The sequence below is a fragment of the Iodobacter fluviatilis genome, from assembly GCF_004194535.1.
GTDB lineage: Bacteria > Pseudomonadota > Gammaproteobacteria > Burkholderiales > Chitinibacteraceae > Iodobacter > Iodobacter fluviatilis_A.
Window position 1 is genome coordinate 2,263,735 of sequence record NZ_CP025781.1, and the last position, 23,834, is coordinate 2,287,568.

22 protein-coding genes are annotated in these 23,834 nt (G+C 50.2%); 8 read left to right on the forward strand and 14 right to left on the reverse strand.

What is annotated here, in order from left to right:
• The first annotated feature begins 179 nt into the window (after positions 1 to 179).
• Positions 180 to 710 carry an RDD family protein gene (locus C1H71_RS10190; protein WP_130106464.1) on the forward strand — a complete coding sequence of 177 codons (531 nt, stop codon included), beginning with the start codon at positions 180 to 182 and terminating at the stop codon, positions 708 to 710.
• Positions 711 to 961: 251 nt separating this feature from the next.
• Here the strand turns inward: C1H71_RS10190 and lnt are convergent, their stop codons facing one another.
• The 13 genes from lnt to C1H71_RS10250 all read right to left on the reverse strand — a co-directional run bounded on the left by lnt (position 962) and on the right by C1H71_RS10250 (position 15,001).
• Entirely contained in the window at positions 962 to 2,452 is a 1,491-nt protein-coding gene (gene lnt / locus C1H71_RS10195; RefSeq protein WP_130106465.1) for an apolipoprotein N-acyltransferase, read from the reverse strand.
• Between the two features lie 427 nt (positions 2,453 to 2,879).
• The gene (locus C1H71_RS10200) at positions 2,880 to 3,746 is read right to left on the reverse strand and encodes an HlyC/CorC family transporter (protein ID WP_130106466.1); all 867 of its coding nucleotides are present in this window, start codon (positions 3,744 to 3,746) and stop codon (positions 2,880 to 2,882) included.
• A 143-nt stretch (positions 3,747 to 3,889) separates the two neighbouring features.
• Positions 3,890 to 4,096, reverse strand: a complete 207-nt coding sequence (gene ybeY, locus C1H71_RS21425) for an rRNA maturation RNase YbeY (RefSeq protein ID WP_262488262.1) — start codon at positions 4,094 to 4,096, stop codon at positions 3,890 to 3,892.
• Complete coding sequence (gene ybeY / locus C1H71_RS21430) at positions 4,075 to 4,365, reverse strand: rRNA maturation RNase YbeY (RefSeq protein WP_262488263.1); 291 nt, start codon at positions 4,363 to 4,365, stop codon at positions 4,075 to 4,077. Before ybeY (C1H71_RS21430) ends, ybeY (C1H71_RS21425) begins: the two co-directional genes overlap by 22 nt.
• 111 nt (positions 4,366 to 4,476) lie before the next feature.
• On the reverse strand, positions 4,477 to 5,493 hold the full coding sequence (locus C1H71_RS10210; RefSeq protein WP_188053178.1) for a PhoH family protein: 1,017 nt from the start codon (positions 5,491 to 5,493) through the stop codon (positions 4,477 to 4,479).
• A gap of 282 nt (positions 5,494 to 5,775) precedes the next feature.
• Positions 5,776 to 6,393, reverse strand: a complete 618-nt coding sequence (locus C1H71_RS10215) for a UPF0149 family protein (protein ID WP_130106467.1) — start codon at positions 6,391 to 6,393, stop codon at positions 5,776 to 5,778.
• A 319-nt stretch (positions 6,394 to 6,712) separates the two neighbouring features.
• Positions 6,713 to 7,609 (reverse strand): substrate-binding domain-containing protein, encoded by an 897-nt coding sequence (locus tag C1H71_RS10220; protein ID WP_130106468.1) that lies wholly within the window; start codon positions 7,607 to 7,609, stop codon positions 6,713 to 6,715.
• Positions 7,610 to 8,257: 648 nt separating this feature from the next.
• The gene (gene miaB, locus C1H71_RS10225; protein ID WP_130106469.1) at positions 8,258 to 9,592 is read right to left on the reverse strand and encodes a tRNA (N6-isopentenyl adenosine(37)-C2)-methylthiotransferase MiaB; all 1,335 of its coding nucleotides are present in this window, start codon (positions 9,590 to 9,592) and stop codon (positions 8,258 to 8,260) included.
• An 86-nt stretch (positions 9,593 to 9,678) separates the two neighbouring features.
• Positions 9,679 to 9,936 carry a hypothetical protein gene (locus C1H71_RS10230; protein WP_130106470.1) on the reverse strand — a complete coding sequence of 86 codons (258 nt, stop codon included), beginning with the start codon at positions 9,934 to 9,936 and terminating at the stop codon, positions 9,679 to 9,681.
• A 246-nt stretch (positions 9,937 to 10,182) separates the two neighbouring features.
• Positions 10,183 to 11,325: a glycerate kinase gene (locus tag C1H71_RS10235; RefSeq protein ID WP_130106471.1), complete on the reverse strand. Its 1,143-nt coding sequence runs from the start codon at positions 11,323 to 11,325 to the stop codon at positions 10,183 to 10,185.
• 11 nt (positions 11,326 to 11,336) lie between these two features.
• The gene (locus C1H71_RS10240) at positions 11,337 to 12,593 is read right to left on the reverse strand and encodes a GntP family permease (protein WP_130106472.1); all 1,257 of its coding nucleotides are present in this window, start codon (positions 12,591 to 12,593) and stop codon (positions 11,337 to 11,339) included.
• A 289-nt stretch (positions 12,594 to 12,882) separates the two neighbouring features.
• The gene (locus C1H71_RS10245) at positions 12,883 to 14,028 is read right to left on the reverse strand and encodes a sugar diacid recognition domain-containing protein (protein WP_130106473.1); all 1,146 of its coding nucleotides are present in this window, start codon (positions 14,026 to 14,028) and stop codon (positions 12,883 to 12,885) included.
• A 286-nt stretch (positions 14,029 to 14,314) separates the two neighbouring features.
• Positions 14,315 to 15,001, reverse strand: a complete 687-nt coding sequence (locus C1H71_RS10250; RefSeq protein ID WP_130106474.1) for an ArsR/SmtB family transcription factor — start codon at positions 14,999 to 15,001, stop codon at positions 14,315 to 14,317.
• A 74-nt stretch (positions 15,002 to 15,075) separates the two neighbouring features.
• On the opposite strand from C1H71_RS10250, the gene C1H71_RS10255 reads away from it, so the two are divergent.
• From C1H71_RS10255 to C1H71_RS10275, 5 genes are all read left to right on the forward strand, one after another.
• Positions 15,076 to 16,119 carry a cytochrome P450 gene (locus C1H71_RS10255; RefSeq protein WP_130106475.1) on the forward strand — a complete coding sequence of 348 codons (1,044 nt, stop codon included), beginning with the start codon at positions 15,076 to 15,078 and terminating at the stop codon, positions 16,117 to 16,119.
• Between the two features lie 11 nt (positions 16,120 to 16,130).
• A complete protein-coding gene (locus C1H71_RS10260) occupies positions 16,131 to 16,475 on the forward strand; it encodes an antibiotic biosynthesis monooxygenase family protein (protein WP_130106476.1) in 345 nt (114 codons plus the stop codon).
• 116 nt (positions 16,476 to 16,591) lie between these two features.
• The gene (gene macA, locus C1H71_RS10265; protein ID WP_223146063.1) at positions 16,592 to 17,743 is read left to right on the forward strand and encodes a macrolide transporter subunit MacA; all 1,152 of its coding nucleotides are present in this window, start codon (positions 16,592 to 16,594) and stop codon (positions 17,741 to 17,743) included.
• Between the two features lie 2 nt (positions 17,744 to 17,745).
• Positions 17,746 to 19,698 carry a macrolide ABC transporter ATP-binding protein/permease MacB gene (macB, locus tag C1H71_RS10270; protein ID WP_130106477.1) on the forward strand — a complete coding sequence of 651 codons (1,953 nt, stop codon included), beginning with the start codon at positions 17,746 to 17,748 and terminating at the stop codon, positions 19,696 to 19,698.
• Between the two features lie 2 nt (positions 19,699 to 19,700).
• On the forward strand, positions 19,701 to 21,053 hold the full coding sequence (locus tag C1H71_RS10275) for an efflux transporter outer membrane subunit (RefSeq protein WP_130106478.1): 1,353 nt from the start codon (positions 19,701 to 19,703) through the stop codon (positions 21,051 to 21,053).
• 816 nt (positions 21,054 to 21,869) lie between these two features.
• Here C1H71_RS10275 and C1H71_RS10280 read toward each other — a convergent pair.
• Positions 21,870 to 23,102 carry a TIGR03862 family flavoprotein gene (locus C1H71_RS10280; protein WP_130106479.1) on the reverse strand — a complete coding sequence of 411 codons (1,233 nt, stop codon included), beginning with the start codon at positions 23,100 to 23,102 and terminating at the stop codon, positions 21,870 to 21,872.
• 177 nt (positions 23,103 to 23,279) lie between these two features.
• Here C1H71_RS10280 and C1H71_RS10285 point away from each other — a divergent pair, with 177 nt between their 5' ends.
• Both C1H71_RS10285 and C1H71_RS10290 read left to right on the forward strand, forming a co-directional pair.
• Positions 23,280 to 23,507 carry an SPFH domain-containing protein gene (locus C1H71_RS10285; RefSeq protein ID WP_130106480.1) on the forward strand — a complete coding sequence of 76 codons (228 nt, stop codon included), beginning with the start codon at positions 23,280 to 23,282 and terminating at the stop codon, positions 23,505 to 23,507.
• A complete protein-coding gene (locus C1H71_RS10290) occupies positions 23,504 to 23,773 on the forward strand; it encodes a hypothetical protein (RefSeq protein ID WP_130106481.1) in 270 nt (89 codons plus the stop codon). The genes C1H71_RS10285 and C1H71_RS10290 overlap by 4 nt, the downstream gene beginning before the upstream one ends.
• Positions 23,774 to 23,834: the final 61 nt, after the last annotated feature.

Genomic DNA, 23,834 nt, shown 5'->3' on the forward strand with positions numbered 1-23,834 from the left:
TTATCTCTGCGACTAAGTCGCATTTTATTTTTTATTCTTACTGTAAGGTTATTTTTGTATTTTATTTATAGTACAAAAGTTAAATGATATTTTTACGTAAGTATTCTGATGTTTAAAATACATATTTAGTGGCTGGGGCTTAGCTGCGTTTGGCTGACATTCATTAACAAGGATAGTGTGTGAAGATAAAGACTGGGCCAGCAGGCTGGTGGCGACGGATGTTTGCTTTTTTGTACGAATTGCTGCTGCTGATTGCCGTAGTACTACTTGCTGAAGGCTTGTTTCAGGGCGTGTTTCAGCTCATCACTAAGCTACCAGTTACCGCAATGAGCGATGATTTAATCGTGCGTGCGCTTAATTTTGTGTGGATTATGGGTGTTGCGTTTGCCTACTTTGCGTGGTGTTGGCGTGGAGGGCAAACGCTAGCAATGCGTACTTGGCGAATTTGCTTGGTAAAGGCGGATGGTCAGCCCTTGGGCTGGCGTGAAGTAGCGTTGCGCTTTGCCGTGGGTGGCGTGTGTATGCTGCCTTGTGCGCCATTTTGGGTTTTGGCTAGACATCATGCCGATTTACGGATTGTGGCATGGCTGTTGACGGCTTTATTTTTTCTGCCCTTTCTTTGGGCCTTATTCGATCGTGAACGCCGATTCTTGCACGATAGATTGGCAGGTACACAGCTATTAATTGCCCCTCCTCGATCAGATGTTTAGTGCTAAATGCCAACTAGTTTTGTAGTGTGGGCAAAAGCGCTTGTCCACACAGCGATATCGTCCTTGCCGCCTAGCAACCTGTCGGACTTAGCATCAGTTAGCTGCAAAATCACCTGATCGGCCTATATTTCACCAGATTTTTGACCAATAACTCGTTATTGGCGCTGCAAATCCGGCAAAATCTGGTCTCGACCATGCGATTTTTCGCTTCGATCGTCTAAGCCCGACAGGCTGCTAGACACTTGCTCATCCTAGATTGATTGCTCAACGCGTCTTTTCCACCCGCCCAGTCCAAGCACTAAAGCACACAAAGCCAGCAGCAATGGCGTATCGCCGAACCAAGCGTAGGGGGGCATGCCACTGCGGTTTTGAGCGGTGCCTTCCAAAATGCCTGCGACTCGTTCTGGTAATAGCGCTTTAAAGCGGCCTTTTTCATCAATGATGGCTGTTACGCCGGTATTGGTTGAGCGCAGCATATAGCGGCCGGTTTCTAAGGCGCGGGTTTGGCTCATTTGCGTGTGCTGTGCTGCTGCCCAAGAACCATCAAACCATGCCAGATTAGATAGATTGACCAGCATGGTGGCCTCGGGCAAAGCATTAATAATTTCTCGGCCAAACACATCTTCGTAGCAAATATTGGCGGCAATCTGGCCGGAGGCCAGAGCAAACGGCGCTTGTTTTACTGCGCCTCGGCTAAAGCCGGACAGCGGCATATCCATAAAGCTGTAAATCCAATTAAACAGCCACGGCAGTGGAATAAACTCGCCAAAAGGGACTAGATGCTGCTTTTTGTACAGAGGAAGCTTAGGGTCAGACATGACAGTGACGGCGTTGTAATACTCCGCTTCATGCTTGCCTAAAATAGGAATGCCGAGGATTAAATCTGCTTTGCGTGGGGCAACGGCATCGCGCAGCATTTGTGGATACCAGTCGGGTACATCGCTGATAAATGAGGGGATGGCTGTTTCGGGCAAAACTACTAACTGGCCACGCGCCTTGTTAGTTAGATCTAGATAGGTTTTTAGGCTGTCTAGATAAAAGGCATTGTCCCATTTAATATTTTGCGGAATATTACCCTGCACCAAGCTGACTCTAACTGGCGCGCCTACCTTTGTTGTCCATTCCAGCTGGTTCAATCCCCAGCCTGCAATCCAAATTCCGGCCACAATGGCCCAGCCCTTCAGCCACTTAGGTTTGTTGACAATCAGCGCAATACTTAGGCAAAGCAGCCAGCCGATCAGATACACGCCGCCAATAGGCGCGTAGCCCGCAAGTAGCGTCATTGGGCTTTGCGAGTAGCCTACGCTGGCCCAAGGAAAGCCTGTAAAAAGCCAGCCACGCAGCCATTCCGTCAGAATAAATACCGTGGGCAGGAGTAAAACGCGCAGAGCTTCGGGGCAGGGCAGCCTGAGCGTTAGCCAGCCAGCCAATGCGGGAAACAGCGCCATATAGGCGGCCAGTACCAAAATCCCGCCTGCTGCCATCGGTGCAGGCATGCCGCCAAAGGTATTTAGGCTGATAAAAATCCAGTGGATATTGGCTAGAAAAAATCCCAGCCCAAAACTAAAACCACGCCATGCAGCGGCCTTGGGGGAGAGGGATTTTTGTATGGAAAAAGTCAGCGCGGCTAATGACAGCCACATGATGGGGAACAAATACAGCGGGGCAAAAGAAAAAACACTGATCGCGCCAAACAGGGCCAGCAGGAGGTGGGGCAGGAGGGGTTTAAGTTTTGAAATCATGCAACACGGCCTGTGACCGTTCCTGTTTGGGGGTGGTATTTCAAAGAGTAAAACATAGAACCATAAGGCGAGTGCAAGCGCTATTTTACTTATGGCGATGCGGTATCTTGGTGGGTTTTAGCCCAATGTTATCAACGTAGGATCGATATCGTAGGAGCTGCTTCAGCCGCGAATGTTTTTATACACAGCTTTCGCGGTTAAAGCCGCTCCTACGAAAAACATGATGGATGGGGGCGAAATAACTTCTCGCTGGACGGATCAAACCAAACCGTTATCCCCGAGCGCTTTTATCGGGGATCCAGCAGCGCAACAGGATTCCCGCCAAAGACACGCGGGAATGACGATGTTTCGTAGCGGGAAGTTAATATGAGCCAAATCCTATGTTCTTGCTTGAGTTGATAGGATTAGGTTCCACCCACCCTCAGTTTTACTCTTCAGCAGGCACATCTGCTAATTTCTCTATCAACACAGAATATATTCGGCGGCTGTCTGCGCGGAGGATTTGGAAGCGGTAGCCATCAAAAGCCACGATCTCGCCGCGTTTTGGCAGGTGGCCAAAGTGCTGGGTGATTAAGCCTGCTACGGTATCAAATTCCTGATCAGAGAATTCAGAGCCAATTTCTTCGTTCAGATCGCTGATCTCGGTGAGGCCTTTAACTCGCCAGTTGCCGCGCCGGTCTGGAATGATATTGTCTTCGGCTTCGTCGTAATCGAATTCGTCTTCGATATCGCCAACAATTTGCTCTATCACGTCTTCAATCGTGACTAAGCCTGCTACGCCACCGTATTCATCGACCACAATCGCCATATGGTTGCGGTTATTGCGAAAATCTTTGAGCAGCACATTCAGACGCTTGGCTTCTGGGATATACACCGCGGGGCGCAGCATATCGCGCACGTCAAATTCCTCATCGCTGGCGTAATAACGCAGCAAGTCTTTAGCCAGTAAGACGCCTAAGACTTTGTCTTTGCTGCCATCAATCACTGGAAAGCGCGAGTGAGCGGTTTCAATCACGTAGGGAATAAATTTGGCGGGAGCATCATTGATATCGATGATATCCATTTGGCTGCGCGGCACCATGACATCGCGCACCTGCATATCGCCGACATTTAACACGCCTTCGATCATGCCCAGTGCGTCGGCATCGAGCAGTTGGCGCTCAAATGCTGAGTGGAGAATTTCTACGAGCTGACCACGATCTTCTGGCTCTCGTAATAGGAAATGGGTCAAACGTTCAAGCCATGATGACTTAGGGGTGTTCGTTTTCGGTGATACCGAGGGGTAATCATCCATTATGGCGTAAAGATCCAATGATAAAGAAGAGCGAATGATACCGGAAGATCGAGCTTTTTGGGTTACAGCGGTATTGGTGATAGTGGGGATGATGTAATTTTGGTGATTTGGCGCATCATTTCTCCGTACACATTGAGCAGGTGTTATTTTTCTGCCGCGTAAGGATCGCTAATCCCTAGCGTTGCCAGCAGCTTGGTTTCCAGTGCTTCCATCGCTTCTGCCTCGGCCTCTTCGATGTGATCATAGCCTTGCAAATGTAAAACGCCGTGGATGGTAAGGTGAGCGTAGTGATCAATCAGGCTGATGTTCTGCTCCAGCGCTTCTTTTTCTACCACCTGTGCACAGAACACAATATCGCCCATGAGTGGCAGGCTGGGGGGGGCGGCATGCCGTCATCGTCGTTAAAAGTAAACGTTAGCACATTGGTGGCGTAGTCTTTGCCACGGTAATCACGGTTAAGTTGCTGACCTTCTGCCGTATCTACAATTCTGAGTGTGATTTCTGCTGTGGCGACATCAGGCTGTAGCGCAGCTTCCGCCCAAGCTTGAAATTGCGCCGTGCTAGGTAGGCCGGTGGAGGTGCTTTCTATTTGATGGCAGATTTCTAAACGCGGGCTCATAGTAGTCTTTGTAAATACGTGTAGGGTGGGCATAGGTTTCATCGTGCCACGCGGCGAATCGTGCATGGGCGCTTGGGCAAAAAACTTGGCCACCCTACAGATTTTGGTTTTTTATTCTTTGCGCGATGCTGTATCACGCTCTCTTAGTTTTTTAGCATAGGCATTGACGATTTTTTGCACCAGCGGGTGGCGTACTACGTCTTCGCTAGTGAAGTAGTGCAGAGCAATGCCGTTGATCTCTTGCAGTACGTCTTGGGCATCAATTAATCCAGATTTTTGGTGCTTAGGTAAATCAATCTGGGTTGGGTCGCCCGTGATAACGGCTTTAGAGCCAAAGCCAATGCGGGTTAAAAACATCATCATTTGTTCTGGCGAGCTGTTTTGTGCTTCGTCCAAAATAATAAAGCTGTTATTCAGTGTTCTGCCACGCATAAATGCCAATGGGGCGATTTCAATAATGCCTTTTTCAAACAGCTTGGTGACTTTATCAAAGCCCATTAGATCGTAAAGTGCATCGTAAAGCGGGCGCAGATAGGGATCGATTTTTTGTACTAAATCGCCAGGTAAAAAGCCTAGCTTTTCCCCTGCTTCCACCGCTGGGCGAACCAGTACCAGCCGTTTTACTAAATCACGCTCCAGTGCATCTACGGCGCAGGCTACGGCCAGATAAGTTTTACCCGTACCCGCTGGGCCAATCCCAAAAGTAATATCGTGATCTTGAATAGCTTTAATATAGCGGGTTTGGCGTGGTGTTCTGCCTCGCAGGTCATGGCGCTTGGTGCGCAGTGGGGTGGTGTTATCTTCGATATATGCGGGCGGGGTGTTTTGTGTGTGTTCGATAATCGACAGCTGCAAATCATCCCGCTCTAGCGGCTCTTCAGCCATTGCATAAAAATGCTCTAACAGGCTGATGCCCTGCTGCAGGTTTTTGGCGCTGCCGCTAACCCGAAACTGCTCATTACGTCGCACGATGGTGATATCTAATGCGTTTTCGATTTGTTTTAGATTTTCGTCGAGTGAGCCGCAAAGGTTGCTTAAGCGGCGGTTATCGACAGGCGTGAAGTGGATAATTTGGCTATTCAAAAGCGGCTCACTGTAGAGAGGTGCTAGGGTCTGTTGACGTTTCATTCACGGCTGCGTTTGGCCCATTTTTGGGGCTGAACAAGGAGAAAATTGCGACATGGTACGAGTACCATGAGCGATTTTTAACGCCGTGCACCCCCAAAAATGGGCTAAACCCGAAGGGCTGAGCCGGAAAATGGTCATTCACTGCGTTATGCTCCTCGACAATAACTCGTTATTGCCTTCGTCACATGCCTTGTGCCTAGCCGTTTTCCGGCTCAGCGCAATGGCGAATGAAACGTCAACAGACTCTAGGGTGGGCAGAAAAACCTGCTCACCCTAAAGTTTTTAATGTTTGAGCTTTGGTACACCACGGCGGTCGATCCAGAAGTCGCGGATTTCTGGGATGATATCGACCAAGGATGCGGCCACTTCGTGTTCGAATTCGGCCATGTCTTGGCCATCTTTCTCTAGATCGGCACGGCCTTCGTCGTCGGCGCAAACCAGAATTGGATAAACCAGTTGGGCGTATTCGTCATCGTCCATCATTTCTTGCCAGCCGTCTGGGTTCATGGATGTTGCAAGCGTAAAGCCATAGCACCATTGCTGCGAGATATCTTGGCCGCTTTCTTCATCGACATAAACAATAGGGCTAAAAACGTTTTCGGTATCGGCTAGCTCGTCCATCAGCTGGTTATACAGGCGCAGAATCAGACCTTCGATTTTTTCTTGTTCTACATTTGATGTAAATTTAGGGCGCTCGCCGTTTTCGCCCCATACTTGGGAAAACCACTGGTCAGCAGGGATTTCTTCTGGGCCTACGAGTTGTGCAGTCAGGAAACCATGCAACATGGATAAGTCCATCGCCTGTTCCGGAGCCGCATCAGATTCTAAAAAATCGGCCAGCAGGTCGAGGTCGTCGTCGCTTAGAGCGGCAAAAAGTTCAGCATCTTTTGGCGATAGCATGGTGTTTTCCTTGGATAATACGTATTAGGGCAATGTTGATAGGACTACATCCTAATACTTTTGGCGGGCGCGTTGATGACAATCGTCGCAGTAATTTAATATCTTATTAAGGCTTTTATGGGCTAACAAACTGATTCAGCCCAGTCATAGTGATGAAGGAAAAATAAATAAGCCAAGGCTTTATTAATTTAGAGGATTGGTATCAAAATACACTAAATTTTGACATCAATCCTCATGTAGGAGATCAAAAATATCATCCAGCAAGGCACTTTTTCATATTATTCTAAATGATAGGTGCGCTAAATGATAAGTAAATAGTTTAATTTTCAAAATCAAGCTGGTTAGCGGGGGTGAAAAATGCTTTCTTTTGTGGTTTTTCTTGGCCATATTTAGCAATTAATTCTTGAGCTTTCGAGCTTTTTAAATACTCCAAAAAATGGAGCGTTTCTGGGGTTGGGTTTTTTTGCAATAATGCAAGACATGGATTTACGAGATCTTCGCCCCCCCTCACAAGTATTTTTGTGTTTTTAATTGTATGTTTATTTGATATCCAAGTACCCCAATCGGTTATTGTATACATTCCCTCTTGATCTGCTTTTAAAAGAGCATCACTTGGGAATTTTTGATATTTAAAATACCATTGGTTGTTTTCATCAAAAGGAGCTTGATGAATAAGTGTCCAAAGTAGTTTTTCTTTTATATTTGTACCCGATGAGTCGTCTCTTGTTAGGAATTTTTTTTCGTCTGGATTCTTTTTACCGTATTGAGCTATTTTTGCAAAAGCTTTGCTGGCGGAATCGGTTGGTAAAATATCGGCTTCATTTTTTTCAGGGCCAACAATTAAAAAATGATCGTTAAAAATAAGGCTGTAATTACTGGCTAAATTTTGCGTTATCGCTTTTTTTGCATCAACTGGCTCATAGATAAGAGCTATGTCAACTTTGTTTTCTTTTAGAAGATTTAAGCTAAGTGATGAAATGTTTTGATACCATGCGATTGCAATTTTTCTTTCTTTATTGATGGATAAATAATCTTCTGCAAGTGCTTTTAAAATTCCAGTAGGGCCAGCACCTCCATTGCTGATTTTTATTGTTAAATTACTAGTGTGGTCGCCATAAATTTCTTTTGATGTTTCATTTATTTGGTTTGATTGTTTTGCTTCGGTTATGTTAAAAGAAAGTGCTAGAAAAAGAATGAGTGTTTTTAATGGTTTCATAGATTAAATCCAACAATAACATATTAACTATTTAATACTAATTAAAACATCACCTATTTAAATAATAAACAGAGAATTTAGTAAAAAATAAAAATAATGTTAGCTATTAAAAAAGTGAGAGAGTCGTAGAGGTGGTTTTAAACTTAGAACCACTTTCAATTAAGCGCTTGGCCGATAGTGTGACCCCCGCTAAATATTACAAAACTTGACTTCAAAATTTCATAATCTCTACGAAGATAGTAAAACACTTTTTTTTTTCTATCAAGCGAGGCTAGGGTCTGTTGACGTTTCATTAACGCAGTGCAGTCCCAAAAAGGGGCTAAACCCGAAGGGCTGAGCCGGAAAATGGCCATTCACTGCGCTATGCTCCTCGACAATAACCCGTTATTGCCTTCGTCACATACCTTGTGCCTAGCCGTTTTCCGGCTAAGCGCAATGGAGAATGAAACGTCAGCAGACCTTAGCAGCCTGTCGGGCTTAAGACTGATCTACTACGGAAAAGCCGGATTTGGCCATACTTTCACGCATTTTTTCGTTGAATAGCCAGCTATTCGCCTCAAAAGCCCGCGAAATCTGTCTCAAACCGGTCTTTCCCTCGCTACGATCGCTTAAGTCCGACAGGCTGCTAGGCGCTTGGCTTGCACGTCTTTATTTCACAACAATTTCGCCCTTCAGACTATGCGGAAAGGTTTCAGTAATTAGTACTTCTACAAACTGATTGATCAGGCGTGGATTGCCAGCAAAGTTGACGATGCGGTTGTTATCTGTGCGGCCTGCCAGCTCTTGCAACTCAGGATTTTTACGAGCCATACCTTCTACCAGCACGCGTTGCAAGGTGCCGATCATGTTTTTGTTTACGTTTAGCGCTAGCTCATCGATGCGGGCTTGCAGGCGTCTGAGGCGAGTGAGTTTCAGCTCTTCAGGCACATCGTCCGATAAATCGGCAGCAGGTGTGCCGGGGCGGCGGCTGTAAACAAAGCTGAACGAGGCATCAAAGCCCACATCGTTAATCAGCTTCATGGTGCGTTCAAAATCGTCTTCGGTCTCGCCAGGAAAGCCCACAATAAAGTCAGAGCTCAAGCAAATATCTGGGCGAGCGTCTTTAAGTTTGCGCACCAGCGATTTGAATTCCAGCGTGGTGTAGCCGCGCTTCATATTCACTAATACGCGATCTGAGCCAGCCTGCACAGGCAAGTGCAGATGCGAAACCAGTTTAGGCAGGGTGCGATAGCAATCCACAATCCGCTGCGTCATTTCACGTGGATGGCTGGTGGTGTAGCGCATACGCTCGATGCCGGGGATCTCGTGCACGTATTCGAGCAGGGTAGCAAAGTCGGCAATTTCGCCGTCTTCTATCGGTCCGCGATAGGCGTTGACGTTTTGCCCTAGCAGGGTGATTTCTTTAACGCCTTGCGCGGCAAGGCCAGCCACTTCGGCCAGCACTTCTTCAAACGGGCGGCTAAACTCGGTGCCGCGTGTGTAAGGCACCACGCAGAAGGAGCAATACTTGCTGCAACCTTCCATGATCGAAACAAAAGCCGTTGCGCCTTCAACGCGGGCTGGCGGCATATTGTCGAATTTCTCAATTTCAGGGAAAGAAATATCCACCTGAGAAACACCGCTGCTACGGCGCTGGGCAATCAAATCAGGCAGGCGGTGCAGGGTTTGCGGGCCAAATACCATATCCACATAGGGCGCGCGTTTTACAATCGCCGCGCCTTCTTGCGAGGCCACGCAGCCGCCCACACCAATCAATAGGTTTGGGTTTTTAAGCTTGAGTTCACGCACACGGCCAAGATCGGAAAAAACTTTTTCCTGCGCTTTTTCGCGCACGCTACAGGTATTAAACAAAATCACATCGGCTTCTTCGACATTGTCGGTCTGCGTTAAGCCTTCGGAAGCGTGCAATACATCGGCCATTTTGTCCGAATCGTATTCGTTCATTTGGCAGCCGAAGGTTTTGATAAATACTTTTTTACTCATTAATACTTACTCATATCTGTAAATACTGCTGTAGGGCAGGTGTAAATCGCTGGTATTAAAGCTCAATAGATTTAATGGCTGCCAGCTTATTCTGTGGCCTGTATTTTTGGGCGTTTTTTTATCGCGCTGACTTCATCGGCATTTAATAGCCATAGCCGCCATACATTGCCCGAGGTGGCTTCAATCTGAAACCAGACGGCGGCTTGCTGCGGTATATGGCTTTGCATGATGAGCGCGTTATTCTGCCCGTAGACGCGTAGGCCAGGGGAAGTACGGTAAATTTTGTCGTCAATTTTAATTTCTGGGATAGCTGCGGCTTTGAGTTCGCCGAGCTGCCCGTCCATAGGAATGGTTCTTGCTGCATAGCATGGGATTGCCGTAACAAGGGCCAGCCAAAACAAGCACTTATGCATGAGTTACTTTCCACGTGATGGAAAAACCGCAATGGTAACATGGTGCCCGCATTGAAAGCACCGCCATCGGGAAGATTGCGTGTTTTATGCCCAAGCCACCGTGGCGTAGTGGTGGCTGATGGGCTTAAGGCAATAGAGTGCTTGAGGCGGGCTAAGGAAGGTGATTTGCGGCGTTGTTTATTGCAGAGATTGGCCAATTTTAATAGTGGCAGCAATATTTCTGGCGCAAAGGCGTATGTTTTCTGCGGCATGTACCAGTGCTTCTTCTATAGATACCGCACGATTTAAAACGCTGAATACCGCTTCAATGCCATGCTGATGCACCACGCCCACGTCGGGGCTCAGGCAGCCTGCGATGCCAATCACTGGGATATCAAAAACCTTGGCCATTTGCGCGACGCCCATTGGAGTTTTGCCGTATATGGTTTGGCTATCCATACGGCCCTCGCCCGTGATGACTAGATCTGCGTTTTGTAAAAGGGCGGCAAATTGTACGGCTTCCAGCACAATTTCTACCCCCGGGCGCAGGCTGGCGCTTAAAAAAGCCAGTGCTGCTGCTCCCATGCCTCCCGCAGCGCCACTCCCCTTGGCCGCAACAATATCTACGCCGATTTGCTCTTTAATGATGCGGGCGTAATGGCTAAGGTTAGCGTCGAGGATTTTGACCATCTCTGGCGTGGCGCCTTTTTGTGGGCCAAAAACGGCAGCCGCACCATGCTCGCCGGTGAGCGGGTTATCCACATCGCAAGCCACTTCTATTTTGCATTCCGCGATGCGCGGATCAAGCCTGGATAGATCAATCTTAGCCAGTTGATCTAAACCAGCCGCTCCAAAGCCCAGTGCTGCTCCGCTCTCGGTTAAAAAGCGCCCACCTAGCGCTTGGATCATTCCCATGCCGCCATCTACCGTCGCACTGCCGCCTATGCCCAGAATAATATGAGTGGCACCGTTATCCAGTGCGGCCAAAATCAGCTCGCCGGTACCGTAGCTGGTGGTGAGCATAGGGTTGCGCAGGGCAGGAGAAACCAGCGTTAAGCCGCTGGCCGCCGCCATCTCGATAATGGCGGTTTGGCCATCGCCCGATAAGCCAAAAAAAGCACTGACGCATTCGCCCAGCGGGCCAGTTACTGATTGCTGGATCATGCGCCCGCCGGTGGCGGCCACTAAGGCTTCAACCGTGCCCTCGCCGCCGTCTGCCACGGGGATTTTTATATATTGGGCATGGGGTAGAACTTCCCTAAAGCCCGCTTCAATTTGCGTGGCAACGTCTAGAGCTGAAAGGCTTTCTTTGTAGGAATCGGGGGCAATGATAATTTTCATGATCGCAAACCTTAAAATTTAAACACACCAAAAATCAGCGTAGAGACAATCGTAATTGACAAACCAACCGCTGTTTCGTAAGGAATAACTTTAAGCCGTTCGGTAATGCTCATATTGACCGCACCACCCGTGGCGTGAAAGAAACTACCGTGCGGCATATGATCAAACACGGTAGAGCCTGCGTGGATCATGGCTGCACCGGCAAGGGCGGGCACACCTAGCTCTAGTAGGGTGCTACTGAATACCTGCGCAGCTACAACGGTGCCAGCGGTGGTGGAGGCGGTAGCCAGCGACATTAACGCCCCAGAAATGGGGGCCAGCATATAGGCGGGCAGGCCTGAGCCTTGCAATGCTTCGATCAGCACGGTTTTAAGGCTGGACGCGCCGATAATCCCTGCCAAAGTGCCCGTGCCCAGCAGCATAATCGCCACCGGAGCCATGCGGCCTAAGCCCGCTACGGCAAATTGATTGCTGTCTTTAAAGCGGCCCATCGCCAGCGCGCCGAGTAAGCCGCCGAGGGGGAGGGCGAGCAGCGGGTCGATCACAATGCCAAACACGGGCCGAAGTGAGAGCAGGATAATCGCCACCAGCGGGGCAACAATGGCGGTGGCAAATGAAGGCAGGGCCTTGCGGTCAAAAGCGACCACTTCGCTGGCCTCTACCTTGCTGCCTTTATTGACCAGCTTTTTGGCAATGAAATAGGCAACCACCAGGCCAACCAAGCCTGGCACTATCCCCGCCGCCATCACTGAGGTGAGCGGCACATGAAAAGCATCGGCCGCCGCAATCGCATTCGGATTGGGCGACATCACATTGCCCGCCTTACCGCCACCTATCATGGCCAGCAAAATCGCCATTTTGGATAGATCGGCTTGGCGCGCAATCGCGAGGGCAATTGGGGCAACGGTAATTACCGCCACATCAATAAATACGCCAACGGCGGTTAAAATCATGGTGGCGATCGCTAAGGCCAGCAGGGCGCGGGTTTCGCCCACTTTTTTGACGATGGTGTCAGCGATACTGGCTGCAGCACCTGATTCGATTAGCACCCCCGCTAGCACACCGGCCGCTAGAATCCGCATCACGGCAGGGATAATGCCTTTTGCGCCGCCCATCATTAGATTAACGGTGCTGGATAAATCCACGCCCCCCACAATCCCGCCAACTAAAGCGCCAACGATCATGCCGTAGGCGGGCGGCACTTTTCGTAAAATCAGAAAAATGGCAACAACGAGCGCACTGAGCGCGCCTAGAGTGCTGACTTCCATCGCTTGAAACTCCTGTTCAGGCTGAGTATTGCGGATAGTGGATGTTGAACAGGATAAACGCCCTATGTGGGGAGATCTTCGTGCGGATGCCTATAAATTAATGCGGTAATTGCATTGTTTTAAGTGCTTTATCACAACTCAAGGTTTTATCCGCAATACGTTCTCTGTTTTCGTCATTCCCGCGCAGGCGGGAATCCAGTAGCGCTGGGCTGGATCTCCGATAAAATCACTCGGGGATGACGACTCTTCAGCTCGGGAAATCATTTAGAGCCATAGCCAAATGCCGGCTTCAGCCAATTTGCAAAGCGGCGTAGAGCAAAAATCGCTCATCTGTTTTGCTGAGGGTAAGGCCGGTAATGACCTCAATCCGGCTCAGTCGATAATCCAGAGTGTTGCGGTGAATGTGCAAAAACTGCGCTGTTTCTCCGAGGCGGGTATCGCAGGCAAACCATGCCTGCAATGTTTTACGCAGTTGGCCATTGCTATCCTGGCGCTCAAGGTTTTTAAGCGGGATACGCAGCTGCGCGGCTTGCCAGCCTGAATTTAATCCGGCCAGTAGCACGGGCAAGCTTAAATCCTGATAAAAAAAGCAGGCCTGCTCCGGCTTGCGTGTTTTGCCAATTTGCAGGGTAGTGATCGCGCTTTGATAAGACAGCGCCACGGCATTGGCGGTACTAAAATATTGCCCTAGCGCAATGCGTACCCCCAGCCTACTTTTGTTGGCGACCCGTGTGAGTAAATCGTGCACGCGGAGCCGGTGCTCTTGCGGATTCCAGCGCCCTTGATGATCTAGCGCTGGTTTGAGTACCACTAATTCGGTTAAAGAAACGGTGGCAACTAGATTGTCGCGCTCTGGCGTACTCAGTAGGGTTTGTAGCTCTTGCAACTCGGCCAGTGCAGCATCAATGCCTAATGCTCCGCTATCTACCTCGATCACGGCCACCACGCGTGGGCGCTGGATATCGACGCCTAGCTTTTGCGCCCAAGCTTCTAGGTCTGAATGCAGCGCGGCTTCACCTTTGATGAGTTGCAAAACCAACTCTTCGCGGTAGCGAGTGTCGCGCCCCAGAGCCTGAATCAGCCTTGCTTGTTCTAAGCTCATTTCCGCCGTCATCCGCACCAGCTCGCCATAGTGGCGCACCGCATCGGGCTGGCCGGTGATACCGACCACGCCCACAATTTGCCCGGCAAGGCGCAGCGGTAAATTCACGCCAGGGCGAACACCGTGCAGCTGTAGTGCCATCGCATCATCAATTTCTACCGTGCGCTGCTGCGACAACACCAGCAAAGCCCCTTCATGCTGCTGGCCGATTCTGGAGCGCTCACCGCTGCCGATCAATGTGCCGGAGGCATCGATCACATTGACGTTACAGCTGATGATCGCCATGGTGCGATCGACGATTTCTTGCGCAAGGCGGGCATTGAGCAGCGACATAAAAGGCCTGTGGTCTTAGGGTCTGTTGACGTTTCATTCGCCATTGCGCTGAGCCGGAAAACGGCCAGACACAAGGCATGTGACGAAGGTAATAACGGGTTATTGTCGAGGAGCATAACGCAGTGAATGGCCATTTTCCGGCTCTGCCCTTCGGGTTTAGCCCATTTTGGGGGCGGAACGAAAGTTAAAAATCGCTGATGGTACTCGTGCCATATCGCAATTTTCTCCTTGTTCAGCCCCAAAACTGGGCCAAACGCAGCTGTGAATGAAAGGTCAACAGACCCTATTAGATACTAATTCCGAACAGAGATTGCAGTGCATTTTTTCCCGCAGAGTTGATTTGTAGGCGGCGGCTGTCTAAATCCTGTGCAACCCAGCCGCGTTGTTTGGCTAATTGCAGCAGTGCTGCGCCAAGTGCTCCGCCGATATGTGGGCTGCGCTCGCTCCAGTCGAGGCAGGCACAGGCAAAATGTCGGCGTTTTTTGCTGATCTCAGCGATATCTAGGCCTAATTTTTCCATGGCAGCCTTGCCATCGCTGCTTAATAAATATTGTGCTGTATCACTGGGGTCTGGCTGTAGCCAGCCCAGCTCAAATAAGCGGTTATGAAGACGAACGGCAAGCGTTCCGGCCATATGGTCGTAACAGGTGCGGGCGGCGTGCAGATAATGCGGTGTATTGGGTGTGAATGTGTTTTTGGGCGGCGCAGCAATCAGTAGCAGGGCTTCTAGCGCCGATGCCACATCGTGATTATGCAGGCGGTAGTAGCGATGCCTGCCCTGCGCCAGCATGCTGAGTAATTGCTCTGCTTTGAGCCGTGCCAGATGCTCGCTGGCGGTGGATGCGCTGACTTCTCCCACAATGGCCAGCTCGGTTGCGGTGCGCGCTTTGCCATCAAGCAGGCAGCAGAGCATTTTTGCCCGTGCTGGCTCGGCAATGGCGGCGGCGACACTGGCGAGTCGGCTGTCTTGCATATTTCGGTCCGGGGCGAAGTAAGGGGTGGGGTTAATCTACACAATAATGTTTTTAAGTACCAGCGAGATGATTCATGCCCCCCATCCATGCTATAGCCGCAGCGACGCATCCAAATCCTTACCCTTATTACGCAAGCCTGCGTGCCACGACGCCTTTTTTCTTTGATACGGAGCTGGCTTGCTGGGTGGCCAGCACGGCAGAGTTGGTCGGGCAAATTATGCAAAACCCGCATTGCCAAGTGCTTGCGCCTGCTAGTGCATCGAGGGCTGCAGAATTGTTTTCCCGTTTGATCCGTATGAATGAGGGAGAGGCACATGCGCCTTTAAAACGGCGTTTGCAGCAGGGGCTGGCAGAGCTGGATTTATCTGCAACCCACTTACTGCTACTGACGCAACGATGGCTAAAGCGTCTGCCCGAGGGGCCGTCCTTAAATACGCTCTGTCGCCACCTGCCAGTACTGGTGCTGGCGGATGCGCTGGGTTTTGCGCCTCAGCTGCGGCTGGTAGAGTGGATCAGCCAATTGGTTGCCTACTTATCGGCCTTTAGTTCTGAAGCTGAGCGGCTTCAGGCCAGCGTGGCGGCAGAGCATCTGCTTGCACATTTTTCAGGGCTTAGGCCGGAGCATTGCAGCCTGCTGCTGCAGGAGTTTAATCAGCAGGTGGTGCTGGCAAATTTAATCGGCTTGCTGACGCAAAGCTATGAAGCCACGGCAGGTTTATTGGGCAATAGCCTGATTGCCCTTGCGCAAAATCCTGAGGTTTATCAGCGCATTCTGGCCGGAATAGAGCCAATAAGTGCGTTGGTAGAAAGCGTCGCGGTTCAGGACCCTAGCGTGCAAAACACCCGCCGCGTTGTTACTCAAGCAATAGAAATCTACGGCCAGCAGCTTGCAGTGGGCGACACGATTTTGCTGCTGCTGGCGTCTGCTAATCATGATGCCAGTAGCAGCGAGCACTTTAGTTTTGGTTATGGCAGGCATGCTTGCCCAGGGCAAGCGCTGGCAACCAGGCTGGCAACGGTGATTCTTGATGCTTACCTTTGCGGTGAAAATAGGCCGCTCCCTGTTCGTTGGGCTTATCAGGCTTCAGCTAATGCCCGTATCCCTCAATTTAATTAATAGGACTTCCCATGATTGCTGTTATTTTTGAAGTGTGGCTTGCCCCTGAGCAGATGACGGAATACTTAAACCTTGCGGCAGATTTACGCGATGAGCTGGTGCTACAGGATGGTTTTATTTCGATTGAGCGCTTTAGCAGTATTAGCGAGGCGGGCAAGATGCTTTCGCTCTCGTTCTGGCGTGACGAGTCAGCGGTTAAAGCGTGGCGCTGTAGTGCCATGCATCGCGATGCGCAGCTGCTGGGGCGCAAGAGCGTGTTTAAAAATTATCGGCTGCGTGTAGCTAAGGTGGCGCGGGATTATGGCATGGCTGAACGGGGGCAGGCTCCGGCAGATAGCTTGTCTCTACATGGCTAAATAATAAGGGGTGGCCATATTTACATACTGACGTGCCACTTTTTTACGACAAAAGAATAGTTGCACCGATGTTATGCTGTTCGCTTCGCCCTGTTGGCTGTAAGGAATGATGCGTGATGGTTTGGAAAATTAAGCGTTGGTCATGGTTTCGTATACTGATGACCGCCATGCTATTGGCCCTGATTGCTTGGGGAGTTAAAGCAATTGTTTTCCCTACTAAAGCTGTGCCGCAATACACCACGGCGAAGGCTGCTAAGGCTGATTTAGAAAGCGCGGTACTGGCGACGGGCACTTTGCAGGCTTTTCGCAAGGTGGACGTGGGCGCGCAGGTTTCCGGGCAGTTGCAAAAGCTGGAAGTAGAGCTGGGGGACAGGGTAAAGAAAGGCCAGCTGTTGGCAACAATTGATCCCGAGCTGGCGCAAAACGAGGCGCTCAATGCCGAGGCTTCTTTGGAAGGATTGCTCGCACAAAGGCAATCAACGCTGTTGCAATTAGAACAGGCCAAAATTGAAGTTACTCGGCAGCAAACCATGCTGAGCCGCGAAGCCACTTCAAGGCAGGCGGTAGAAGACGCAAGCTTAAAGCAAAAAACGTTGCAATCCGATTTGGCGCAGCGTGATGCCGATATCAAAAAAGCCAAGCTCACACTTGATTCAGCAAAAACCCGTCTTGGCTACACCCGTATTCTTGCGCCGATTGATGGCGAAGTAGCGGCGATTACGACGCTAGAGGGCCAGACCGTGATTGCGGCCCAGCAAGCGCCTAATCTTTTAACCCTTGCCGATTTAGACACCATTACCGTTAAAGCGCAGATTTCTGAGGCGGATGTGATGAAAATCCATGCCGGGCAAATGGTGTATTTCACCACCTTGGGCCAGCCGGATAAGCGCTATTACGGCAAGCTGCGTGCGATTCAGCCAACTCCAGAAAAAGTAAATAACGCGATTTTTTATAATGCACTGTTTGAAGTGCCCAACCCAACACACGCGCTACGTCAGGATATGACCGCGCAGGTGGCGATTGTGCTTGAGCATGCAAAAAGCGTTTTAAGTATTCCCACTATTGCCTTAGGGGCCAAGGCCAAAGATGGGCGCTACACCGTGCGGGTGGTAGGCGTGGATGGCATTGCGGTTGATCGGCAGATCAAAACCGGCCTGAATAATAATGTGCAGGTGCAAGTGCTGGCTGGCCTGAAAGAAGGCGATCTGGTGGTGACTGGGGACGCTGCCTTGGGTAAATCAGAAGCGTCTGTAAGCATTGGAGGCTAGTCGTGCGTAAGCCTCTATTAGAACTCAGCAATATTGTGCGCAGCTTTCCGGCTGGTGATGATGTGGCCGTGGTGCTGGATCAAGTGAATCTGTGTATTCATGCCGGTGAAATGGTGGCGATTGTGGGGGCTTCTGGCTCGGGCAAATCCACCTTAATGAATATCTTGGGGTGCCTAGATAAGCCGACTTCGGGCACTTATCTGGTGAATAGCCGCGATGTATCTGGCCTTGATAGCGACGAGCTGGCTGGGCTGCGGCGGGATCGGTTTGGTTTTATTTTTCAGCGCTACCATTTATTGCCGCATTTATCCGCACAGGGCAATGTGGAAATGCCTGCGGTTTATTCGGGGCTGGCTAAAGATGCGCGGCAGGACAGAGCCAAAGCTTTGCTCAGCCGCCTTGGTTTAAGCGAGAAATTTGAGCACCGCCCCAGCCAGCTTTCAGGTGGCCAGCAGCAGCGGGTGAGTATTGCCCGCGCTTTGATGAACGGTGGCGAAGTGATTTTGGCCGACGAGCCAACTGGCGCGCTCGATAGCCATAGCGGCGAAGAAGTCATGAATATCCTGCGCGAGCTGCACGCGCAGGGCCACACCGTGATTATTGTTACCCACGATCATAAAGTCGCCGATTGCGCCGAGCGCATTGTAGAGATCAGCGATGGCCGTATTATTAGCGATCGCAGTAAGCCAGTTGAAGTCTTGGTGGAAGGAAAAATTGCGCCGCATGGGCGGGAAGTTAAATCACTGCGAGTGATCTTTGATCGTTTTGGGGCCGCTTTAAATATGGCTTGGCGGGCCATGTCGGCCAACCGGATGCGTACTTTACTCACCATGCTGGGTGTGGTGATTGGCATTACCTCGGTGGTGTCGATTGTGGCGATTGGCGAGGGTGCTAAGCGCAAAATTTTGCAAAATATTGGCGAAATCGGCAGCAATACGATGAATATTTTCCCAGGTAAAGATTTGGGGGATGACAGGGCGGGTAGCTTGCGCTCCCTACTGCCGGGGGATATTACCGCGCTGCAGGCCATGCCTTTTATTGATAGTGTGACTCCCAGTACTAGCTCTAGTTTTCGCTTACGTCATCATGCTTTGGATGTCGGTAGTAATGTGAGCGGGGTAGGGGAGTTTTATTTTCGCGTGAGTGGGCTGAAGCCTGCGCTGGGGCGATTTTTTAATAGCGAAGATGTTGCAAGACAGGCGCAATTGGTGGTGCTTGATCACAACACCCAGCGCAAATTGTTTCCGAATGGACGTAATCCGCTGGGGCAGGTGATTTTAGTGGGTAATCTGCCTGCCACCGTAATTGGTGTGGCGGCAGAAAATAAGAGCGGCTTTGGCGGCGGCGGGCAAACCTTGCAAGTCTGGCTACCCTTTACCACCACGGCTAATCGCCTGTTTGGTCAGCAATATTTTAACAATATCACCGTGCGGGTAAAGGATGGCCAATCGTCAGCCGCTGCCGAGCAGAGCATAGAAAAGCTGCTCACCTTGCGCCATGGCAGCAAGGATTTCTTTATCTACAACATGGATAGCATCGTTAAAAAAATCGAGCAAACCAGCCAGATGCTGGCGCTGTTGTTATCGATGATTGCGTTGATTTCCCTTGTGGTGGGCGGGATAGGTGTGATGAATATTATGCTGGTGTCGGTCACCGAGCGAACGCGTGAAATTGGCATTCGTATGGCGGTAGGTGCAAGGCAAAGCGATGTTATGCAGCAGTTTCTAACCGAATCGGTGCTGGTTTGCTTGATTGGTGGCGTGATCGGCGTGCTGCTTTCCCTAGGTATTGGCGCTTTGGTGCAGTTTTTTGTGCCCGATTGGAAAATGATTTTCTCTCTAGGATCTTTTATCGCGGCCTTTATCTGTTCGACCCTGATTGGTGTGTTCTTTGGCTTTTTGCCCGCTCGCAATGCCGCGCGCTTAGACCCGATTGAAGCCTTGGCGCGAGAATAAAAATGAAAAGAATCTTATTACTTTCAACGGTTTTCCTCAGTGCCTGTGGCTCCTTGCTAAGCCCTAGCTCTAGCGCACCCTTGCCCGCCATGCCCGCCCAATGGGCTGAGCAAATTCAGGCTGCTGGCATGTATCAGGGTGCATGGTGGCTGGCGTTTCATGATGCGGCGCTAACTCAGCTAATCGGCGATGCTTTGCAAAGCAATGCTGATTTATCTATCGCGGCCATCAGGCTACGCCGTGCTCATCTAAGAGAGGGCGTCAGTGAGCATGCGGCCTTGCCGGTTTTGGGTGGCGTTGGCGGGGCGAGTGTGAATCGCAGTTTTGATCCGGTGGTAAATCGCCAGAGCTACAACCTATCGGCCACGGCCAGCTATGAGTTTGATCTGTGGGGACGTTTGGCGAGTGACAGAGCCGCCGCCAGAGAAGAGCGTATTGCGACTGAAGCCGATAGGCAGGCACTTAAATTATCGATCTCTACCTCGGTCGCAAGCCAATATTGGACGATCGCCTTATTGGATCAGAAGCTAGCCGCTAGCTTGCTTAATTTACAGCAGCTCAGGCAGGTGATGGCCATTGCTCAGGCTAAAAATCAGGCCGGTGCTTTGGCAAAAAGCGAGGTGCTGAGCGCCGAGCAAAGCTTGCTGAGTGAAGAAGCCAGCCATACCCAGCTTTTGCAGCAACGGAAAGCTGCGTTTTATAACCTGAGTTTATTGTTTGACCGGCCACCGCAGAGCTTTACTCTGGCTGGGGCCAGCTTGCCGCAGGGTGATTTACCGGCGATTGCCGCTGGCGTGCCTAGCGAAGTGCTGGGCCGCCGCCCTGATTTGCAAGCGATGGAGGCCAGATTAAGGGCGAGCTTGGCGCAAATTGATGTGGCTAGAGCGGCGTTTTACCCCAGCTTTTCGCTCACTACCAGCCTAGGTAGTAGTAGCTCTGCTTTAGCCGAGCTATTTCAGAACCCTGTTGCATCCGCTGGGCTGAATTTGGCGCTGCCTTTTTTAGATTGGGAAAAGCATCAGCTTAATCTGGATATCAGCCGCACGCAGTATGAAGAATTGCTCACCACATTTAGGCAGGGCCTCTATAAGGCGCTGGCCGAAACCGAACAAGCGCTGGATGCTAGAGTCCGCTTCGGCGAACAAAATCAGCAATTGGCGAAATCCTTGCAATTGGCGGCTAAGCTAGATGGCATCGCCCAAGCGCGTTTTGAAGCAGGGGCCACAGATATCCAGCCTTGGTTAGACGCCGCCGCCCGCCGCCGCAGCGCTCAAACCAGCCTGCTACAAAATCGCTTCGATCAGGCGAGTAATTTGCTGGCTATTTATAAGGCTTTGGGCGGGGCTGTGAAGTAGGGGAGTTGCTATTTTGGGGAAATATGCAGGGCAACAAGTCAAATTTAGCTAAAAACCAGCTTGGGTAGCGGAGTTTTTGCCCTTGCCGAGCTGGTTTTTAATGAGTTTTGTAATTGCTTAGGCTTTGCAAAAATAGCGGAATCCATACAAAAATGGACAAAATCATCCCTTCACGGTTCCAGCTATTGGTTATTTTTGTGGTACATGAGCGGGGTTTTTTACGATCTAAGCTTATTTATTTAGCTTGGCGATGGGTAATGACCAAGGAAATAATTTTGGCGCGGTGATGATCTTTGGTGTCGCTAAGGCTATCGAGCACAATTTGCGCTGTTTTCTGATCGTCTTAATATTGGTTTCTATTCATCATATCTTCGAGCATCAGTTGTTTTTATTTTAAATAACGCTCGTCACATTGTTCCAGTATTTGCTTAGCAATATAGCTGGGGGATGCAATAAATTGAATTTTTTCGGTTAATTCGGTGTTGATACATTGTGTCCATTGAGCAATTGCTTCGCTCACTGCCCGTTGCCCCACATTTATTTTTTCTGTTTCTGCCTGAGCGAATGATGAGAAAAGTACAAATGCACAGCCAATAGTTTTGATCGTTACCCTAAACCTACTCATTGGGGGAATGGGGTGGTGTATTAGCGTGTATGTATATCACCACTATGACATCCGGCATAGATCATCATCGTAAATATGACGTTAGACTAATTGACTGGGTGTAGTGTGATTATAAAAATACGAATAGTGGAATGGCGAGATAGATTGATTAAGGATGAGCCAGCTCAAGTGATTGAGCTGGCTTTTTAAATTTAATTAATTTGATTCAACCAAGCCAAAGCACCTAATCCAGCTTGTCTGCCGCTGGCAAGGCAGGCGGTAATTAAATAGCCGCCGGTGGGCGCTTCCCAATCCAGCATTTCACCTGCGCAAAATACGCCGGGTATTTTTTCCAGCATCAGTTCTGGGCTCATGGCATCAAAGCGTACGCCGCCTGCGCTGCTGATGGCTTCGTCGATTGGCCGCGTGGCTAATAGTTTGAGCGGCAGGCCTTTAATCGCGGTGGCTAGCTTATTCATATCGTTAAAGTCGTTGCGGGAAATTTCTTCACGCAGCAAGCCCGCTTTTACCCCCTCGATACCTAATTTACGGCGCAAATGGCTGGCCATTGAATCCGCACCGCGTGGGCGTTTCAGGTCTTCCAATACGCGTTCCAGCGATTTGCCTGGGGCTAGATCCAGCAGAATATCGGCGTTGCCATTGGCTTTTATTTCATCACGGATGGCCGCTGAAAAAGTGTAAATCAAGCTGCCTTCTACGCCGCCCTTAGTCAGCACAAATTCACCTAGTTTACGTACGCCTTTAAATTCAATGGCGACGGCTTTCAGTGGCGAGCCAGCAAAGCGCTCGCTTAAGTGATCGCTCCAGCCAATATCAAAGCCACAGTTGGCGGGTGTTAAAGGCTCGATCGCGATGTCTTTTTCTGCCAGCAGCGGCTGCCATAGGCCATCGGAGCCTAGCTTGGCCCAGCTTGCGCCGCCCAAGGCCAGAATGGTGGCGTCGCTGCTGCGGCTGATTTCGCCTTCTGGCGTTGCAAAACGCATTTGCCCCGCTTCATTCCAGCCCAGCCAGCGATGGCGCACATGAATACGCACGCCGCTGCTACGCAATCTAGAAATCCATGCGCGCAATAGTGGCGCTGCTTTCATTTCTTTTGGAAACACGCGGCCAGAGCTGCCTACAAAGGTCTCAATACCCAGCCCGTGTACCCATTCTTGCAGGGCTTCGTTACCAAAGGCCGCCAGTAAAGGTTGCAACTCGGCACTGCGCTGGCCGTAGCGGGCTAAAAATGGCTCGGCAGCTTCAGAGTGAGTGATATTTAAGCCGCCCACACCGGCTAATAAAAATTTACGGCCTACCGATGGCATGGCGTCGAAAATATCCACGTCTACCCCGCCTTGGCTAAGAATTTCAGCGGCCATTAGGCCAGCAGGGCCGCCACCAATGATGGTGACAGATTTGCGCGGAGTAGAAGTAGTGGTCATGACGAGCCTTACGGTAAAAGCGCCGAAATCTGCTGATTTTGGGCGGGTAGAGCGGACTATATGAGGGACGATACAGCATGTGTAAAAGCGGCTGCGGCTATCAATTGCATAGCATGAATGCGCTGCATTTTAGCAGATTAGCGCGCCTTATATGGTCGGCATAAATGGGCATTCTCTGTGGGGCGTTTTTCAGAGTGTTGTCTTTTTATTCTGTTTGTTGTGATCAACGCCGATATCAGCATTTCATTCCGCATCGATTCGGGCGCAGCGCCGGTTTTGTACCAGAAATACAAGCGTGGTTTTGAGGAAATCATCAGCCAGATTATCCGTAATGGCATTCGCAATGTGCTGAATAATTACGGCAGCAAATACGATGCCGAAGGACTGAGCAATTTGGTTTTGTGAATGAGCTGCGCCTGCCAGCAAATATCCAAACCGCCATCAATGCCAAGCTGCAAGCTACCCAAGAAGCCTTAAGATTAGAAGCCATGCTGCGCAAAAACTTAGCCGATGCAGCCAATGCGGTTGCCGTTACTAAAGGCCAAGCCGATGCCAAAATCGCAGCCGCCCAAGGTAATGCTCGGGCCTTAAAAACCGTGGGTGAGGCCATTAAGGAGTACGGCGCAGAAGCCGCCCAGCTTAAAAACCAAACGCTATGGATGGAAAAGTGAAATGGGCAGTTGCCAACCAACAGCTTAGGAGCCAATACAATGGTGATGATTGGTGTGGGTA

Coding starts and splice junctions, on each gene's coding strand:
- C1H71_RS10275 (WP_130106478.1), top strand. CDS start 19,701: ATGAAAAGAATCTTATTACTTTCAACGGTTTTCCTCAGTGCCTGTGGC.
- C1H71_RS10245 (WP_130106473.1), bottom strand. CDS start 14,028: ATGTCGCTGCTCAATGCCCGCCTTGCGCAAGAAATCGTCGATCGCACC.
- C1H71_RS10210 (WP_188053178.1), bottom strand. CDS start 5,493: ATGAAACGTCAACAGACCCTAGCACCTCTCTACAGTGAGCCGCTTTTG.
- miaB (WP_130106469.1), bottom strand. CDS start 9,592: ATGAGTAAAAAAGTATTTATCAAAACCTTCGGCTGCCAAATGAACGAA.
- C1H71_RS10240 (WP_130106472.1), bottom strand. CDS start 12,593: ATGGAAGTCAGCACTCTAGGCGCGCTCAGTGCGCTCGTTGTTGCCATT.
- C1H71_RS10200 (WP_130106466.1), bottom strand. CDS start 3,746: ATGGATGATTACCCCTCGGTATCACCGAAAACGAACACCCCTAAGTCA.
- C1H71_RS10235 (WP_130106471.1), bottom strand. CDS start 11,325: ATGAAAATTATCATTGCCCCCGATTCCTACAAAGAAAGCCTTTCAGCT.
- C1H71_RS10260 (WP_130106476.1), top strand. CDS start 16,131: ATGATTGCTGTTATTTTTGAAGTGTGGCTTGCCCCTGAGCAGATGACG.
- C1H71_RS10220 (WP_130106468.1), bottom strand. CDS start 7,609: ATGAAACCATTAAAAACACTCATTCTTTTTCTAGCACTTTCTTTTAAC.
- C1H71_RS10230 (WP_130106470.1), bottom strand. CDS start 9,936: ATGGACGGGCAGCTCGGCGAACTCAAAGCCGCAGCTATCCCAGAAATT.
- C1H71_RS10280 (WP_130106479.1), bottom strand. CDS start 23,102: ATGACCACTACTTCTACTCCGCGCAAATCTGTCACCATCATTGGTGGC.
- macA (WP_223146063.1), top strand. CDS start 16,592: ATGGTTTGGAAAATTAAGCGTTGGTCATGGTTTCGTATACTGATGACC.
- ybeY (WP_262488263.1), bottom strand. CDS start 4,365: ATGAGCCCGCGTTTAGAAATCTGCCATCAAATAGAAAGCACCTCCACC.
- C1H71_RS10250 (WP_130106474.1), bottom strand. CDS start 15,001: ATGCAAGACAGCCGACTCGCCAGTGTCGCCGCCGCCATTGCCGAGCCA.
- lnt (WP_130106465.1), bottom strand. CDS start 2,452: ATGATTTCAAAACTTAAACCCCTCCTGCCCCACCTCCTGCTGGCCCTG.
- C1H71_RS10255 (WP_130106475.1), top strand. CDS start 15,076: ATGCCCCCCATCCATGCTATAGCCGCAGCGACGCATCCAAATCCTTAC.
- C1H71_RS10215 (WP_130106467.1), bottom strand. CDS start 6,393: ATGCTATCGCCAAAAGATGCTGAACTTTTTGCCGCTCTAAGCGACGAC.